This window comes from Aquimarina macrocephali (assembly GCF_051627225.1).
Taxonomy (GTDB): Bacteria; Bacteroidota; Bacteroidia; order Flavobacteriales; family Flavobacteriaceae; genus Aquimarina; species Aquimarina macrocephali.
On record NZ_CP151795.1, the window covers coordinates 3,724,610 to 3,742,323 of the forward strand.

Below are 17,714 nucleotides of genomic sequence, written 5' to 3' on the forward strand. Positions count from 1 at the left end.
AATGTTTATTTCTACGATACATACCTCTATCATAAAATTCTGATTCTTCATCAAAAACAAAGAGTACCTAACCTGTTAGTATTATTGTTTAGAGTTACTATTATCGTAGTAACAAATCTATGTTGACTTACGCGAAAGACTAGATGCTTTTTTATGTAAAGATGTTTTTTATTATGAAATTCTGCCGTAATTGCGGACACCTTATTGTGGTGCGTTACTCTTTGTTTTCAGTTTCCTTTTTGATATGATTAAGCAGTCATTTATGAATTCTGTGAATGACAAAATCAGACGATGATTTCCAGTATTGTTGTGGCAATATTAAAAAGGTGTTGAACAATTTTGTTGAAGGCCTTTTTTATTTCCCCTAATTCATTTCATTTTTCCCTCAATTCATTGCATAGCTATTTCAAAACCTGCATTCTCAAAATACTTTTGGAGTGTTATTAATCTTGAAATATTATACCCTATGAAAATCATAACTACATTTTTAATCGCTTTTATTTGTTCAATTAGTTTCGGACAGACTTTTACAGGAAAAATAATTGATAAACAAAATCTACCTATTTCATTTGCTAACATTGTAGCAAAAGACAAAACTGATAATTCACTAATTACAGGTACAATTTCTGATGAAAACGGTGTGTTTTCTATCAATCCAATTAAAGAAGACATATATTTAGAAATTAGTTTTGTTGGATTTACCACCAAAAAAATATATCCCATTCAACCTACTATCGGAACAATCGTTTTAGAGGAAGAAGGACAACAACTACAAGAAGTGGTTATTACTGCTCGTAAAAAACTCATTCAACAAAAAGTAGATAGATTAGTTTTTAACGTAGAAAATACAGTTGCTGGTACTGGTGGAACCGCGCTTGATGCACTAAAAGCTACACCAAGTGTAAATGTAGAAACTGACAATTTAGCCATTGTAGGGAAAGGAAATGTACGAGTAATGGTTAATGATAGAATTGTACAATTATCAGGTAATGAACTAACGGCTTATTTAAACAGCATTGCATCCGATGATATTAAAGATATTGAAGTTATTACCACACCACCCTCAAAATACGATGCTGAAGGCGATAGTGGACTTATTAATATTGTTCTAAAAAAATCAAAAGAAAATAGCTGGAATAATCAAATAAGAACTTCTTACACCCAAGCAACATATCCGTTATTTAATTTTGGAAACACATTTAACTACAATAAAAACAAAGTAAGTTTAATTGCTTCGTTAAATGGAATTAAAGGACATACAGCACAATTTAATCAATTTGATATTATTTACCCATCGGCTTCAACCGTATCAAATCTTGATATGAAAAATAAAGAAAATATGATTTCGGGCAGGCTAGGTTTAGATTACAATTTAACAAATAACGCTACTGTCGGAATTTTATACACAGGTTTGTTTGAAGATAAAGGTATAAACGATGGTGGAAGAACATTGACAAATGATGGTAATGGAACGTACACTATTAATGAAGGTAATGCCAAGACAACAAATAAAAACCACTCAATAAATGCTCATTACATTCAAAAATTAGATACGCTTGGTAGAAAATTATCTATTGATGTTGATTACTTTAATTTCAATAATTCTTCTAATAGGAGTTTTAGCAGTGAACAATTTATTACAGACCAAAGTTATTTTGAAGCGGAAAATAGCACCCATCAAAACATTAAAAATTATAGCGGAAGAATAGATATGGAACACCCAAGCAAGTGGGCTAATTTTTCTTACGGAGTTAAAACCACAATTACAAAAACAGATAGCGATGTAGCGTTTTACAATGCCACTACAGGTACACCAATTTTTGACCCAACACAAAGTAATGAGTTTATGTATTCTGAAAATATTAATGCAATATATGCAGATATGTCTAAACCATTAGGTGAAAAATGGCAAGCAAAAATCGGACTTCGTTTTGAAAACACTCGAACAAAAGGAGTTTCAAAAACAAACGATCAAACCGATATCAATTCGTATAACAAACTATTTCCATCTGTATTTTTAGGGTATAATCCAAGTAGCAAAAATATGTTTAATTTGAGTTATAGCAGAAGAATTCAACGTCCTAGTTTTGAGCGTTTAAATCCGTTTCGATTTTATATTAATTCAATTTCGTATCAAGAAGGAAATCCGTTTTTAAAACCACAAATTTCTGAGAATTTAGAATTAAAGCACATTTACAAAGGAAAACTGATAAGTAAAGCATTTGTAAGTTATGTAGATAATGGATATTTCAACATTATTAAAGCAGAAGATGGAGCACAACAAAGAATAGTAGTAACATTTGACAATTTTTATACAGCTTATAATTACGGGTTAACTGAAACTTTTATATACAACCCAACAAAATGGTGGAATACAACAACTCAAGCAACGGTATCAAAAATGGACACACAATACAAAGATGGATTTAATTTAGACGCTGAATTAGTAAGCGGATGGAATTTTCAATTGTATAACCGAAATACATTCCATTTAAACGAAGCAAAAACAATACAAGCAGAAACCACGCTTATTTATGCCTCGCCACAAAAATTGATGTATTTTTCAATATCTGAAATGGTGAGTCTAGACCTGGGATTAAAATTTTCGTTACTAGACAAAAAACTAAATTGTACAGTAGCCGTAAACGATATTTTAAAGCGTAAGGCAACGAGTGTAAACACCAAAACTAACGGAATAGACCAAACATACTATAATTATTTCGATACCCGAAGTGTGAAGATTGGTCTAAACTATAGCTTTGGTAATAAAAAAATAAAAGTTAAGCAACGTAATTCTGGAAACGAAGAAGAGCAAAACAGAGCAAAAAAATAACCAATCTACAATAAGGCTGTTTAAAGAATTAGATACTTTAAACAGCTTTGTTTTAAAGTAAAAATGTATTTTGTAAATCTAAAAATTACAAAGAAGTGAAGGTCTTCAATCAAAAAATAAATCTAAAACAAGTTTTAATAGTAATTGCACTATTGTTAATAGGCAATGGTATTAAAATCTTTATTTTATATAATGTACGAATTAAAGGTGATATTGATTTTTATAGTTATTTCGATCACTTTTCTCTTTTAATATTCGCCATAGTTTCATTAATATCGGTTCTGGTTTCTTGGAAACTCATTAACAAAATAGATAATACAAATACAATCCTAAAATTTGTAAAGGTCTATATTTTATCTTTTTTTATATTCAATAGCTTAGGTCTTATTATCGATTTTGTTCTTTGGATAGCATTTAGTAGTCAAGAATATGATTTTATGGTTAGGTTTTTAAATATGCTGTCAGTCGCTTTTGCACTTGTTGATATCTTTGCACTTACTTCTGCATTTTTATATTTCAGACAATCTCAAAAAATCGCACTAGAATTAGAACAAACCGAAAAAGAAAAAGCAACTTTACAATCTCAAATGCTACAAAAGAATTTAGAGCCTCATTTTTTATTCAATAATTTGAGTGTTTTATCAGGATTAGCAAGAAAAAAACCAGAACAAATTGAAGGTTTTGTCGATGATTTTTCGGATGTATATCGCTATTATTTAAAACACGGAAAAAAGCAATTAGTCGAGTTGAAAGATGAACTTTCATTCTTGAAAAATTATATGAATTTAATGGAAAAACGCTTCGGGAATGCTTATCAAATTGAAAATAGTATTGAAAATACAAACGGATTTATAATTCCGTGTTCATTACAACTGTGCATAGAAAATGCGATAAAACACAATAAAGCGAGTGAAAAAAATCCACTGTTGATTTCGCTTTCACGGAAAGAGGATACAATTGCCATAAAAAACAAACTAAACAAAGTAGATTTTACGCTCGGAACAGGAACGGGAAATGATTATTTAAAACGTCAATATCAAATCAATTTTAACAAAGACGTTATTTTTACAGAAACTGATACTGAATTTATTGCCGAAATCCCTTTAATTTCAGAAATATGAAAGTACTAATCATAGAAGACGAAGCCATAAATATTGAAATCATTTCAGACCATATTCTTCGATACAAGGGCAAAATCGAAATTGTAGCTTCGTTACAAAGCAAAGAAGAAGTTGAAAAATGGTATAAAACCAATGAACAAGTAGATTTAGTGTTTTCTGATATTGAATTGTTAGACGGAAATGTGTTTTCTCTATTGAAAACCAATATTATAAAATCCCCAATTATTTTTACAACCGCCTACAACACTTTTTACCAAGATGCTTTCGATGTAAATGGAATAGCTTATTTACTAAAACCCATTAGCTATAACAAGTTTTGTAAAGCAATGGAAAAGTTTGAAAACCTACAAAACAAAGAGATTGATTGGGAGAAAATATCAGAAACCATTCACGGATTAAACAACGATTACAAAGAACGCATCATCATAAAAACAAAAACAGAAATAAAAATTTTAAGCATAAAAAATACGGGAGCAATTTTATCTAATTCAGGAAAATGCATCGCGATTGATGAAAACGGAAAAGAAAATGAATTTCGCTACAAGTTATCTGATTTAATAAAAGAGTTAAACCCAAAAGAGTTTTTTCAAATTAATCGTGGTGAAATTGTAAATATCAATTTCATCAAAAAAATTGAGCCTTACTTTGGAGACAGATTGGCAATTTCAATCAAAAACTACAAACAACATTTAATTACAAGCGCATCTGCAACAAGCGAATTTAGAAAATGGATAGAGTAAAAAAGCTAACAACTCCAAAGCTTGTCAATTCCTGCAAAACAGGAAAACCCTTTCCGTAGAATAGAAAGTTGAAATTTTCAAAGTGAATAAAAAATCCAACCACTATTGTGATTGGATTTCTTTAGTCGGGGTGGTAGAATGTTATCTGGTTGCATTATATTTTTGAAAATCAAAGAGTTACATTTTGTTGGATTCACTTGGTAACCGAATAGGTAACTTGTATAATAAGAACTTTTGTTTTCATTTTTTTTAAATCTATACAAGTTATCCTTTATATAAAAAGTGTAATTCTTTAAAAATATAAACCTTGAGTATTCTCAGATACAATGATAAATGATATAGGGATTTAAATTAAATAATAAGATTTTAGTCAACAAATTTTGAGATTATTGAACTTAATGTATTTAAATGTTCTTGTTTATTTAAATAGTCATCAATTTTTGTATTTCCCATGCTTTGAACTCTATAATTTGGAAGTTTGTCATTAAACATTAGATAAACGAATTTATCAACTATACGCTCTTTATTGCCATGAGAAAGTTTATATTTCTGTACAATTGAATATTCCATTCCCATATGTGTAATTTCGTGAATTATTGTGTTGGCAGGGTTCTTATAATTCATAAAGCTCCCCTCTTTGTTAGTCAATAAAGTGATAATTCCTTCATCTGGGTCGTAGCTTCCTCCTGTTCCATATAAAGTGAATATAATTCGGTATTTATCAAACATATTGAACTTCCAATCCCATTCGCTTTTAGAAGAATCTATTGCATAAATTAGATTATTAATAAGTTCAGTTTGATTTGTAACTTTTTGTATTGCCAGTTCATAATTCTTTTTGTCAAAAACTTTGGTTTCTACAAGTGTGTAAATAGCAGCAAAGTCTTTATTTCCAAAAGTTCCATTCTTTGATTTTGTTATCAATGAGTCGATTAACGAATGTTTTGGTAAATTGATAGTATATCCTTGCTTTTCAAAAAAAGTAATATCATTGATTGTTCGCCAAATTGACATGGCCTCTTGTTCAATATTTGGTTGAACTATTTTAATTCGAGATACTGATGTTTGTGATTCACAGCTTAAACAAGTCATAGAAATGATAACTGTAAAGATTAATTTGGATAAACTCATTTCGTTTTAATTTGCTACAACGTGTTTGTGTATGGTTAGTTGCGTAAAAGTACACGATTTATATTCCGTAATACAATACAGTAAAAAGCAGGGAAGGACCGTCATCTTAGCCAGCAGAAGCAATTAATTATACACGGTGTTAGTGGTTGTTTATCTCAGCCTTAATTTTATTATATCTCTTTAATATTGGTCCAACGATTGTTTGTTTCTTCAAACTTTCGATTTGTATATTTAATGCGTTAAGATGTGCTGTTTTTATAGCTTGACTATTACTGTTAGTATTTATGTTAGGAATTACACCTGTTCCTTCCCAGTCTGTTTTAGTTACTGGATGAATATTATGTGTTAGTGGAAGTTGAATCATGAAATTATCGTTTACTTCTATATAATCAATTCCATGTGCTGCTCCAGCAGAAGTTTGTCCAACTATTTTTGCTTTATTGAAATGTTTCATACAATATGCAAATTGTTCTCCAAGAGAAAAAGTTCTCTCACTTACTAAAATAAATACAGGTTTATTTAGATAGCGTTCTCCTCCAACATCTTTAAAGGTGTGTTCAGTTTCTGTCTCTCCTGTTGGTCTAGTATAGCTCGATGACCATAGTACGGATTCTTCATCAAAGAAATAACTTCCTAAATAGCTATCCGTAGGACTATATCCACCTCCGTTTTCAGTTAAATCGATTATTAAAGCATCTGTGTTGGCTACAAATCTCATTGTAGCATCAATAGTTGGTTTTACCCACTCTAAGGGGTGCCAAGTTATATTTTATATATCCGATGTTTCCTCCAAGTATTTCAACTTTCTCAAAGCCGAAATTCTCTTTTTTTGCGTACCATAAGTCCCAATCAATTTTTTCTTCTTCTTCAAGTTCTTCTTCATTCTCACGTTCAGCCTGTCGTCTGCGTTGTTCACGACTATTTTTTACAAATTCAGGATTGTATTGAACTTTGAAATGCTTATCCTTCGTAACCTCTACAAGGTCATCGGTTAAGACCTTAGCAAAGGTTTTGTAGTCTTTTATATTATCATATTTTCCTGATGAATTTAAACTATCCAACGAGTTATTTATATACTTAACTTTCTCAATAAAAACATAATTTGAATCGATTAATACTTTGATATTTTCAATCACGGCATCTTTTTCATTGTCTGATATAGTTTTTTGAGAAAAAGCTAATAATGGTATTAAAATCAGATAAAGGACTAAGTATTGTTTGTGCCGTGTCATAATATACTATGAATTTTATTAATTTATTTTTAGAATTAGTTGCCTACGGATAATCAATTCTTACACATTATAAAAAATGACATGTAAAGTCATATAAATTGCTTCGGTTTGGTGTATAGGTTATTTATAAATTTTTAGTTACCCATTCTAAAGTAAAGTCATTGACTTCATTCAAATGGTCAATCCATTCTTTTTTGCCTGATTCATCAGTCTTGGTTTCCATAAAAAAATGGTCGTAGTTTGGAAATACTTTATAGGTCAAATTGTCTTTTCCTTTCCTCAAGAACTCAAGTTTCGCGTAATCCATATTCAAGATACTATGGTGGTCATTTCCTCCAGCAATATAAAGAATGGGGATGTCAAGCTTCAACATATTTTCTAGTGGGGAATTCAAGGTGAAACTACTCCACTTATAATAGGTTTCTCCAAACCATTCTTTTGTTGTGGATTTAGGGTCATTGTATATTTTTTCATATTCAGTATATAAAGAATCGATATTTGACTGTGCTTTTTCATTTGATTTTTCACCATTTAAGGCAGAAACCCTTTCATTAAGGATAAAATCATACAAATGATTGAGTGAATTGCCCATCATCGAGATGACATGGGTAATGTTTTTGTTCTTTACTGCTACTGCTGATGCCACCTGTGAACCTTCTGAATGCCCCCAAACTATGATTGTAGAGCTATCTATATTCAGTTTTTTTAATACATCATTAATGACCTTGTCAGCTGAATTTACTCTCCAATCTAAACTATACTTCTCACGATATTCTTCATTCAAAGGATAATACTTTCTGCCTGACGGAGCTATTGTGATACTGTCAACAAAAGGTGTGTTGGGTTTGCTAATAAGAACAATATGATAATCGTTGCTTATTGATTTAAAATTCAGAGTGGTACTAGTGGAATATCCCCCATTTGGGTTTAGCCAATACAAAGGGAAGTTCTTAGAACCCTGTAGATATACAATTAAAGGCTTATGGTCAATAATTTTATTTTTGTAAACATGATACTTAATTTCGCCTAGACGACTGTCATTGATGCTTACGGTTTTCCAATTATTAGTGATTCTCTCATGTTGCCCATAGGTCGTTTTTGAGAGAACTAACACTAGGATAAGAAAATAAAAAATTCTTTTCATGAATGTTGATTTTGGTTTAACTAATTAGTTAAAAGGAAATTAAGTAAATTTTTATTGAACTTATTTCTGTTTTCTGAATTGGTAAAAAACACATAACTCACTTTTTTTTCTTGGTTAAAAACATAAAGTGCTGTATGACTTTTATTATCACCACCGTGAGCGTAATTAGTACCATAATCAGATTCTTCTATCCCAATTCCTAATCCATATTTTTGCTCTTTTGCTCTTTTAGTTGCTAGCTTCCTTGATTGTATTTTTAGTAGCTCGTTACGGTTCTTTTCTGACACTATTTTAGCATTCATAAGTGCTATTAAAAAATTTGAAAATTCTTTAGATTCTGTTTGTAAGCTTGCAGATGCTTTAAAGTTTGGATCTTTTGCACTGCTGCTATAGCCTTTGTTTAATTTGCCTTTAAAATGACCATCAGCACGATGCTTTTCTATATAGTCGTTCCATACAAAACTAGAATTATTCATTGCCAGAGGGTCAAAAATGGCTGCTTTTATTAAACCTTGTAATTCATTTTTTTTAACTCCTTTTAGATAAGCAATTACCTTGGCCAAATATTCATACCCTTCACCGGAATATTGGAATTTAGTTCCTGGTTCAAATTCTATCCTAAGCTTACCTTTTGGATTATAATTTCCTTGATTATCTAGATATCTCCAATTAGGAAATCCACTCGTATGAGATAATACCATTCTTGCTGTAATAGATTTATACCGCTCATCATAATCAATATCTGGATATTCCATATATGTGTATAGTGGTGTATCCAAATCGAGAAGATCATCATCTACCATTTTCATTACAAAAAAACTAAATACAGTTTTAGACATAGAAGCGGCATCAAACATTGTAGCATCATCTACTTTTTCTTGGGTTTCAATGTTTTTAACTCCTAATACATCATGATACACAATTTTATCATCATTGATAAACGCTATAGAAAGTCCTGGCATATTAAGCGAGTCCATTTGATGTTTGATAAAAGCATCTATTTTAGAACTAGAAATATGATTCCCATTAAAGGATCTAATAAATACTTCTCCTCCTACTTTTTGACTCGTTTTGCATGAGGATAATGCAATGCTAATTATTAATATGTATATTATTTTAGTGTTCATTTATTTAGTTTTTGATTGACCTAATATTTCATCGTTATTTAATATAACTGTGCTTTCTTAAAAAGTTATCCATTTTCTTTTGAGCATCAAGTCTTATTTTTTCATCTGGGTTTGGCCATCCATCATCAGGTTCTGATGATGGTGTAAATAAATGACCTACTCCATCATAGATAACTAATTCACATTCATTTGAATATTTAACCATGTTTTTCTTAAATAGTTCAGAACCTTTTAGTGGTGTAACGGTATCATCTCTTCCAATTACGATTATTGTGGGTGGAGTTTTTTTAGATACAAATTCTGCTGGAGAGATATTCTTTACATTGATTTTTCCCAATAATCTTTTTTGAAAATTTCTATAATGAAGCAAAGAAAGGGCTGGTGATTTTAAAAGTAATAAATTGGGCGCACTAGATATTTTTTCATCAGGAATATTCAAGTTGTCAAAAACGGTAGCACAGGCAGCAAGATGAGCACCTGCTGACCAACCGTAAGCCGCTATTTCATTTTCGTTGATAGAGAATTGAGTTGCATTTTTCCGAACCCACCGTATAGCTTTTTGTGCATCTAGTACCGATTCGTACGGCGTAATATTTTTATCTAAATCTTGCAATCTGTATTGTACAGAAAATGCTACGATACCTTTACTTGCATAATGTTTGGCACTATTAAATCCCCAAGCAGCTTCTCCCATAGACCATCCACCACCATGGAATATTACGATGGCTGGATATTCTTTCTCTGGATTAAAATTTAAAGGACGAATACAATAAATTTTCAATTTTTCTTTTTTGTCGTAAGTATGCGTTTCTATGGCCAAAGAATAGGATTTTACTTGTGCCGATGCTACAAAGCAGAAAAAAAAACTAGCGATGTAGAAAAATATTTTGGTTTTTAAGTTTTTCATAATGTTGTTGATTAAAAATAATACGTGCTATTTGTACGATTTGTTTACTCGTGAGTAATCACCATTGCTATCTAAGAAAACTGAGCTTCCTCCAGGTTTCTTTGGAAATATTATAAGAAGAGAAATATCGGGTGCTAAAAAAGTATTTTCATCCACAGGAATAAGCTGGTGTCTTTCATTATCAATTTGAATAAACAATACATTGTGTTCGTTGGTAATCACCACGAAATGATTTCTCCAATCGTATTGACCTGCATATCCATTAAGGTTCTTGTTGCCTATGTCAAAGGACTTATACTCTGTTGGTTGAAAATAATCCCAATCATATTCTTTTGCTACAGCTCTTTGTATATGATTAAACAAGTCTTCTGTATTTACGCCATTTGCCATGATAATCACCGCTTGTTCTTTATTCACAGATCCAAAAATGACCGAGGTAAAGCCATAATTTTGTCCTGTATGCCTAAAAGCAATATCATCTACATCATTATTCCAATTCAATAGTGTAAATCCAAGTTTCTCAAGGTTACCCCCTTTATTGAATACCTTATTGGTCATGTCTTGAGAGATGAGTTTATGAGTCCCTTTGGCATGATCGTTAAGCAATGTATATGTAAATCTCGCTAAATCATCTGGAGTTGTCCATATACCTCCAGCAGCTTTAAACGTAATAATATTATAAGGATGCGGTTGTAAATTCTCTGAATACCCAGTAGCTTTTCTAGCCATAAATCGTTTAGAGATCGGTTGTTCAAATGAGCTGCTTTTCATTTCAGACGGTACAAAAACCAAATCATCTATGATATTTTCAAACTTGGCATTGGTAACATCTTCCAACAGTTTTTCTAGAACTAAATATCCAGGATTAGAATATCTATATGTTGTACCAGGAACGGAAACTAATTTAGCAGCTGGATGTTTAGAAGGGTTTTCTCCTCGTAATGTTTGCTCAATGGTCGGTAAAGCTTCATAGGGCATATAATTAGCGCCATAATATCTATTAAATCCCGAAGTATGACCAATAAGTCTTCTCAGCGTAACTTTTCCTTTTTTGGTAAATTCATTGGTCGGTACTTTCCATCCTTTAAGTTTGTTATTAACATCTTCGTCTAGGTCTAAAATGCCTTGTTCTACTAGATTCAAGGCTGCCATAGCTGTTATAGGCTTCCCTAATGAAGCTCCTGTGAATACTGTTTTATCATCAATTTTGATTGAATCTTTAAGGTTTGCATATCCGTAATTCTTTGACCAAGAAATTTTGCCTTTATCTACAAAAACAATGCGAAGTCCTGGCACCTTATATTTCGACATCAGGTCTTCAACGGTTTGTACGTTGGCCTTTCCTTTTAAATAATAAAAGGGTGTCAAGTTATTGACCACGGCTTCCCGTTGTGCGACTGAAGGGTCTTGTATAGTGCTTTTTTGGTCATTGTTTTCTTTTGATTCTTTGCAAGAAAACAAAGAAATAACGAGTAGGAAAATGATTGATTTTTTCAAGTTAAATTATATTTGATTGATGAATAGAATCTGCTTGGGTATAATGATAATCTCAATTACTAATCTCGATTTTTTGAGCACTACAAGAAATTAAGCATTAAACGAAAATCAAATAACAGATTTTCTTTAATATAAAATTGGTTTTAATTGATAATGAGAATACAAAAAAACACAATTTTTCATTGTCAACAGTCCTAAAATATACTTTCGGACTAATTATTTTCTAAACTTTTTAAGTAAAGAGCTTTTGAATATTCATCCATTTAGAATTCTTGAATTATTATTAAATAATATTGCTCATTATTAAAATAGAGCACATTTTAAATCTATCTTTATAATTAGAAATTGACCTAATACAAACATAACCCAAAACTGTAACCTCTTTAATAAATGGAAATAACTGGTTTCGATTTGCTATTAATAATCATTATTGGTCATTGTCTTTACTTAATTTTGTCATTCAAGTCGATTCCTCAAAGAAATAAAGGTGCAAACAAAATCTTACAATATTTATTAATTATATATGGTTGTATTTTGTTGGAAGGCGTTTTAGTTTTTAAAATAAAAGATTTGGATGTCTTAATGCGTTACAGAGGTATTACAACTGCAATTTACTTTATCATTGGGCCATTAATTTATACTTATTTAAGAAGGCTTCTTTTTTCTGAAAACGGGTCTTACAATCTTACTGTTTTGCACTATTTACCGGCAATTATATTTCTGTTTTATTCTGTGTTAATAATTATTACATATGACTATTTGAGAGAGTATAAAAGATTTTTAATTGCTTCTTATTTTTTATTTGAATTATTTGCAATCATCTCTATTTCAATTTATTGTTACAAATCTTATCGATTATCGCGTTATTTTCAAATAAGTGAAAAACTAGAGTTGTCATTTAATCAGACAATTTCAAAATATATTAATAGAATTCTTTTTATTATGTCTGCTTGCATGTTTGCATGGTCAATTAGCGTAATTGATAGATATATTTCTAAATTTCACGGTGATTTTTTTACAGACCTCATCTGGTTACTATTTGGAGCTCAAGCATATGTTATTGGATATTATAGTCTAAAGCAACCAAAAATATTTAAGATTCGTTTACCTGAAAATGGTCAAAATAAATCTGTTAAGAAAAACAAATTAGGTAAGGATGAAATAAATAAACTTCAAAAACTAATGAACTCTTTTTTGGAAGATAAAAAAGGATATGTAGAACCAAGATTAAGCCTGCCAATTTTGGCTAACCAAATTGGCACAACATCAAATAATTTATCATGGCTTTTGAACAACGTTTACGGAAAAACATTTTACCAATTAATCAATGAATATAGAGTTAAAGATTTCTTACAAAGAGTAGATAACAAGGATTATAAAGAGTTGACCTTAATTTCTATTGCGCTTGAAGTTGGATTCAATTCCAAGTCTACCTTTTACAAGGCATTTAAAGAGATTAAAAAAATTACTCCTTCTGAATACATTAGTAAAATCGAAAATGCTAAGCAAGTGAAAAAAAATAAATAGATAATAAACTACAAAATTGTAACAATCCATAAAATTTGTTGCTTTTTGTGTCGAAATGAGAATGTTAAAACTACCGTATCCACTTGGCGGATTTGATTCATTTTTAAAGTAATGGATTCTCCTAGGTTTTATAAGAAATAATATAGATATTATTAATAATATCCGGCCTCTGAATCCATCACTTTAAAAACGATTTTCATTAGTTCCTAAAAAGTGTGCTTTAATAATACGAGAAGAAATTAATTTATTTTCATGTTGTAATTTTTGATAGTAATCAAACAGTTTACGATGGACTTGTTCCAGATATGTATTAATTAATCGAGTTTCATCGCTCAATCCTTTAAGTTTATTCTTATGAGTGTTCCAATGAGAAATTAACACCTTTCTTTTTAAAGAAAGTTCAGCTCGTTTTCCATTAGCTTATAATATGAGCATGGAGCGGTGCTGTTCCATTTTTGGTATTTGCTAGTTTTAGTCAAAACAGAATACTGAAGGTGTGCGTATTTTTCATACTTTTTTGTTTTAAGAATTAAACATTAAAAACAAAAGTCAAGTCAGTTGTCTCGGTTACCTTTTTTATATAATTTGATGTTTGGTAACCGAATAGGTAACATTTTTAAACAAATCAATTCAAATTAGATGATAGTCCTAAAACCAAAAAAACTTGATAATCATACGATTATCAAGTTTTTGTTATTAATTGATTCATTAAAAGTCGGGGTGGCAGGATTCGAACCTGCGACCTCCGCGTCCCAAACGCGGCGCGATAACCGGGCTACGCTACACCCCGAGGTGTATATTTCCCTTTTGAGGGTGCAAATATAGACAAATCATTTAAAATAGAACTAAATTAAGTTATAAAGTAAAGAATTTTTTTATTCTTGTTTTAAAAACTAGTAAAAACCCTTTTTGTGCCTAGACATAAAAAGGGTTTTATATAGGTATGGGGGTACACTATTATGCGTGATAATAACGTTCTCTGTAAATTTTTCCATCTTTCCACTCTGTAACAACAGTCTGTTCTGAAAGCATAGTACTACCATCTTTTAATTTTAATTCCATCACAGCGTCATAAAAAGAATGATTTCCATTAACTGCATAATTGTTTACATCATATCTAATAAACTCAGAAAGTTGATTATCTATAAAATCTTGCTCAAACTTAATGTTGAATGCTTTCCCTTTTTTGGGAGCATCATTTGCTTCTTTTAATTCTACATCATCATGTAAATAGGTATCCATAGCTTCGATGAAAGCTCCTTTTGATAATAATTCATGAACGTGTTTAAGGTTTTTTTCAATTGTATTTTCCATGTTTATTTTTTTAGATTAATTATTGCTTATTATTTGATGGTGTAAAGATGCGGTGATCATTGCTGCCAGAAAATGTAGTTTTTCCCTTAACCCTTGTCAATTTTTCCCGAGTAGAACAGTTATGATGAGATCGGGGTTGAAATAGTTGTCACGCACCGAATTTATTAGAAGAAAATATATTATAGATGTATAGGTGTTAACGCTTTTATGAGCATGATTTTTATGAAAAAATAAAGCCTTTGTATAACTATTAAACCAGAGCTAGATCGTATCTTTATACGACCAAAAGAAGCTTACGGGAAAACAATTTTTTTTCGCATTTGTAACCAATGTTACTAACTTTTGTTATCCTGAAAAGTATCTTTATAACGTTGAAGATTTAAAAGACAAATTCTATGGAAAACCTTGATGCGGCAAGACTCCAAATGGCATTTACCCTAATATTTCATATTGTTTTTGCTTGTATTGGTATGGTCATGCCTTTTTTTATGGTGGTATCACACTATAAATGGTTGAAAACAAAAGATAAGGTGTATTTAATCTTAACCAGATCATGGCAAAAAGGCGTTGCCATTTTTTTTGTTACCGGTGCAGTTTCTGGAACAGCATTATCTTTTGAGCTGGGACTGCTTTGGCCTGAGTTTATGAAACACGCCGGTCCTATTATTGGGATGCCTTTTTCATTAGAAGGAGCAGCATTTTTTGTTGAAGCGGTAGCCTTAGGATTTTATTTATATGGATGGGGTAAACTGCCAGAAAAATTTCATTGGATAACTGGAGTTATTATTGGTTTGTCTGGAGTAGCATCTGGTATTTTGGTAGTAGCTGCTAATGGATGGATGAATGCTCCAACAGGATTTGACTATATAGATGGGGAATTCCTGAATATAGATCCGATTCAGGCGATGTTAAACCCTGCCTGGTTTACACAGGCTTTGCATATGACATTGGCTGCTTTTACAGCTACTGGTTTTGCCGTTGCGGGAGTTCATGCATATCAGGTATATCGAAAAAGAAAAGTAGAATTACATAAAAAAGCATTTAAGATAGCAATAACATTCGGAGCGATAGCAGCAATATTACAGCCTATAAGCGGTGATATTTCTGCTAAAGATATTGCAGAACGACAACCAGTGAAACTAGCAGCGATGGAAGCCCACTATAATACAGAAAAGGGAGTTCCATTGTATATAGGAGGAATAGTAGATGTCGAAAAACAAGAAGTAAACTATAAAATTGCAATCCCTGGAATGTTGTCATTTTTGGCATTTTCAGATTTTGATGCAGAAGTAAAAGGATTAAACGACTTTCCTGAAGATGAACGACCTAATGTACCTATGGTACATTATGCATTTCAGATCATGGTAGGAATCGGTACCCTTTTATTATTTGCAGGAATCCTATATTTTATATCACTAAAAAAGAAAAAATGGTTTGCTAATCATAAGTATTGGCTATTATTTGTGATACTGGCCCCAATGGGATTTATTGCTTTAGAAGCTGGTTGGATTGTTACAGAAGTAGGAAGACAACCCTGGATAATTCATAAAATAATGAGAACTAAAGATGCGGTGACTCCTATGCCTGGTATTGTATTTAGTTTCTATACCTATGTTGCAGTATATCTTACCTTATCGGTCGCTGTTACGTGGTTAATGCTTAGGCAAATAAAGGTGTTAAATAATTCAAATCACTAAATATGTTGTACGTTGTATTATTCTTTTTGATTTTTTCCTTGTATCTATATGTAGTTTTGGGAGGAGCAGATTATGGAGCCGGTATTGTAGAGCTTTTTTCATCAAAAGAAAACCAGAAAATAACTAAGAAAACTATTTATCGTGTGATGGGACCTGTTTGGGAAGCTAATCATATTTGGATCATTATTTTGATTGTAATTCTATGGATAGCATTTCCGGTTTATTATAATATTATGGTAGTGAGTTTACATATTCCACTTACGATAATACTATTAGGAGTTACATTAAGAGGAGTAGCTTTTGTTTTTAGACATTACGATGCTATTATTGACAACTCTCAAATATTATATGATAACATGTTTAAAATCTCTAGTTTAATAACTCCGATATTTTTGGGAATGGTATTCGGGGCGTTAATTAGTGGTGAAATACGTATAGTAGACGACATTGGTTCCTTAACATTTTATGAAGCATTTGTAGGGCCATGGTTTAATGTATTTAGCATATTGGTAGGGGTGTTTTTTGCATCACTTTGCGCATTTTTATCTTCAGTATTATTAATAGGAGAGTCTAAAGAGGGACATGAAAATATCTATATTAGAAAATCTGCTATTGCTACAATTATTGTTTTTGTTGTAGGGCTGTTAACTTTTGGATATGGATACATCTCAGGCAATGTATTCGTACAAGGGTTTATAAAGAGTCCTTTTGCTATAATTTCTGTTGTACTTTCTGCACTTTTATTATTTCCGTTGTGGAAAACTATTACCAAGGGAGACACCATATGGAGTAGGTTTTTTGCTGGGTTACAGGTGTTTTTAATTTTACTTGCAGTTATGATTTCTCATTACCCAGATATAATAATTACCCAAACTGGGAGTATTAGTTTAATAGAGAACATAGCTCCGGATAGTGTTATTAAAGTCTTAGGAATAACTCTAATTATTGGAGGAACCGTTATTTTACCAGGGTTGTTTCACCTATTAAAATCATTTAAAATGATCAAGATTTTAGAAAGAGATTAATAAGTATACATATCACCCGACAACCTTTTAAAGGTACTTGATTTAAATTACTTCCTGTATTTCTATACTGATTTCTTACCCTAAAACATAGGTGTTTCCTAGTGTAGTGGATTTAAGAAGAGGTCATAAAATCTAACTATTTAAAACTTATTTTTTGGAGTCTCATAATTTGAGATCATTGCACATTAGTTTTACCAAAGTTTTCAATAGGAAGCAACTCAAAGAAATAATGTTTAATTAAAATTCAATCAAAAAATGAGAAATTTAACAGGTAAGGAATTAAGAGAAACTAACGGGGGAATAGATGGTTTAGCTGCAGCTTTGGCTGAGATAGCAAGACAAATGGAGGCGATTAAGAAATTAGGAACATTAACAGGAACTACTGATGATATACATAACTAGTATTGTGTATACTTGGA

15 protein-coding genes, 1 tRNA gene and 1 pseudogene are annotated in these 17,714 nt (G+C 31.2%); 7 read left to right on the forward strand and 10 right to left on the reverse strand.

The window, feature by feature from the left end:
* The first annotated feature begins 466 nt into the window (after positions 1-466).
* From AAFU52_RS16185 to AAFU52_RS16195, 3 genes are all read left to right on the forward strand, one after another.
* Positions 467-2,833: a TonB-dependent receptor domain-containing protein gene (locus tag AAFU52_RS16185; RefSeq protein ID WP_438422626.1), complete on the forward strand. Its 2,367-nt coding sequence runs from the start codon at positions 467-469 to the stop codon at positions 2,831-2,833.
* Positions 2,834-3,270: 437 nt separating this feature from the next.
* Complete coding sequence (locus tag AAFU52_RS16190) at positions 3,271-3,954, forward strand: sensor histidine kinase (RefSeq protein WP_438422627.1); 684 nt, start codon at positions 3,271-3,273, stop codon at positions 3,952-3,954.
* Positions 3,951-4,694 carry a LytR/AlgR family response regulator transcription factor gene (locus AAFU52_RS16195; RefSeq protein WP_438422628.1) on the forward strand — a complete coding sequence of 248 codons (744 nt, stop codon included), beginning with the start codon at positions 3,951-3,953 and terminating at the stop codon, positions 4,692-4,694. The genes AAFU52_RS16190 and AAFU52_RS16195 overlap by 4 nt, the downstream gene beginning before the upstream one ends.
* 366 nt (positions 4,695-5,060) lie before the next feature.
* Here the strand turns inward: AAFU52_RS16195 and AAFU52_RS16200 are convergent, their stop codons facing one another.
* From AAFU52_RS16200 to AAFU52_RS16230, 7 genes are all read right to left on the reverse strand, one after another.
* Positions 5,061-5,825, reverse strand: a complete 765-nt coding sequence (locus AAFU52_RS16200) for a hypothetical protein (RefSeq protein WP_438422629.1) — start codon at positions 5,823-5,825, stop codon at positions 5,061-5,063.
* Positions 5,826-5,964: 139 nt separating this feature from the next.
* The gene (locus AAFU52_RS16205; protein WP_438422630.1) at positions 5,965-6,543 is read right to left on the reverse strand and encodes a S41 family peptidase; all 579 of its coding nucleotides are present in this window, start codon (positions 6,541-6,543) and stop codon (positions 5,965-5,967) included.
* Between the two features lie 7 nt (positions 6,544-6,550).
* Positions 6,551-7,057: a hypothetical protein gene (locus AAFU52_RS16210; RefSeq protein ID WP_438422631.1), complete on the reverse strand. Its 507-nt coding sequence runs from the start codon at positions 7,055-7,057 to the stop codon at positions 6,551-6,553.
* 124 nt (positions 7,058-7,181) lie between these two features.
* Positions 7,182-8,201 carry a hypothetical protein gene (locus AAFU52_RS16215; protein ID WP_438422633.1) on the reverse strand — a complete coding sequence of 340 codons (1,020 nt, stop codon included), beginning with the start codon at positions 8,199-8,201 and terminating at the stop codon, positions 7,182-7,184.
* Between the two features lie 20 nt (positions 8,202-8,221).
* Positions 8,222-9,328 (reverse strand): serine hydrolase domain-containing protein, encoded by a 1,107-nt coding sequence (locus tag AAFU52_RS16220; RefSeq protein WP_438422635.1) that lies wholly within the window; start codon positions 9,326-9,328, stop codon positions 8,222-8,224.
* A gap of 34 nt (positions 9,329-9,362) precedes the next feature.
* A complete protein-coding gene (locus tag AAFU52_RS16225) occupies positions 9,363-10,235 on the reverse strand; it encodes an alpha/beta hydrolase (RefSeq protein WP_438422637.1) in 873 nt (290 codons plus the stop codon).
* A gap of 27 nt (positions 10,236-10,262) precedes the next feature.
* Positions 10,263-11,732: a serine hydrolase domain-containing protein gene (locus AAFU52_RS16230; RefSeq protein WP_438422639.1), complete on the reverse strand. Its 1,470-nt coding sequence runs from the start codon at positions 11,730-11,732 to the stop codon at positions 10,263-10,265.
* A gap of 390 nt (positions 11,733-12,122) precedes the next feature.
* Here AAFU52_RS16230 and AAFU52_RS16235 point away from each other — a divergent pair, with 390 nt between their 5' ends.
* On the forward strand, positions 12,123-13,259 hold the full coding sequence (locus AAFU52_RS16235) for a helix-turn-helix domain-containing protein (protein ID WP_438422640.1): 1,137 nt from the start codon (positions 12,123-12,125) through the stop codon (positions 13,257-13,259).
* A gap of 183 nt (positions 13,260-13,442) precedes the next feature.
* Here AAFU52_RS16235 and AAFU52_RS16240 read toward each other — a convergent pair.
* The 3 genes and pseudogenes from AAFU52_RS16240 to AAFU52_RS16250 all read right to left on the reverse strand — a co-directional run.
* Positions 13,443-13,664: pseudogene (locus AAFU52_RS16240) on the reverse strand (site-specific integrase); the annotation flags it as partial.
* Between the two features lie 310 nt (positions 13,665-13,974).
* Positions 13,975-14,049 (reverse strand) — tRNA-Pro (locus tag AAFU52_RS16245).
* 167 nt (positions 14,050-14,216) lie between these two features.
* The gene (locus AAFU52_RS16250; RefSeq protein WP_438422642.1) at positions 14,217-14,573 is read right to left on the reverse strand and encodes a hypothetical protein; all 357 of its coding nucleotides are present in this window, start codon (positions 14,571-14,573) and stop codon (positions 14,217-14,219) included.
* 395 nt (positions 14,574-14,968) lie between these two features.
* On the opposite strand from AAFU52_RS16250, the gene AAFU52_RS16255 reads away from it, so the two are divergent.
* The 3 genes from AAFU52_RS16255 to AAFU52_RS16265 all read left to right on the forward strand — a co-directional run bounded on the left by AAFU52_RS16255 (position 14,969) and on the right by AAFU52_RS16265 (position 17,697).
* Positions 14,969-16,270 carry a cytochrome ubiquinol oxidase subunit I gene (locus AAFU52_RS16255; protein ID WP_024770355.1) on the forward strand — a complete coding sequence of 434 codons (1,302 nt, stop codon included), beginning with the start codon at positions 14,969-14,971 and terminating at the stop codon, positions 16,268-16,270.
* Positions 16,271-16,272: 2 nt separating this feature from the next.
* Positions 16,273-17,295: a cytochrome d ubiquinol oxidase subunit II gene (locus tag AAFU52_RS16260; protein WP_438422643.1), complete on the forward strand. Its 1,023-nt coding sequence runs from the start codon at positions 16,273-16,275 to the stop codon at positions 17,293-17,295.
* Positions 17,296-17,550: 255 nt separating this feature from the next.
* Positions 17,551-17,697 (forward strand): hypothetical protein, encoded by a 147-nt coding sequence (locus AAFU52_RS16265; protein WP_159025531.1) that lies wholly within the window; start codon positions 17,551-17,553, stop codon positions 17,695-17,697.
* The last annotated feature ends 17 nt before the right edge of the window (positions 17,698-17,714 follow it).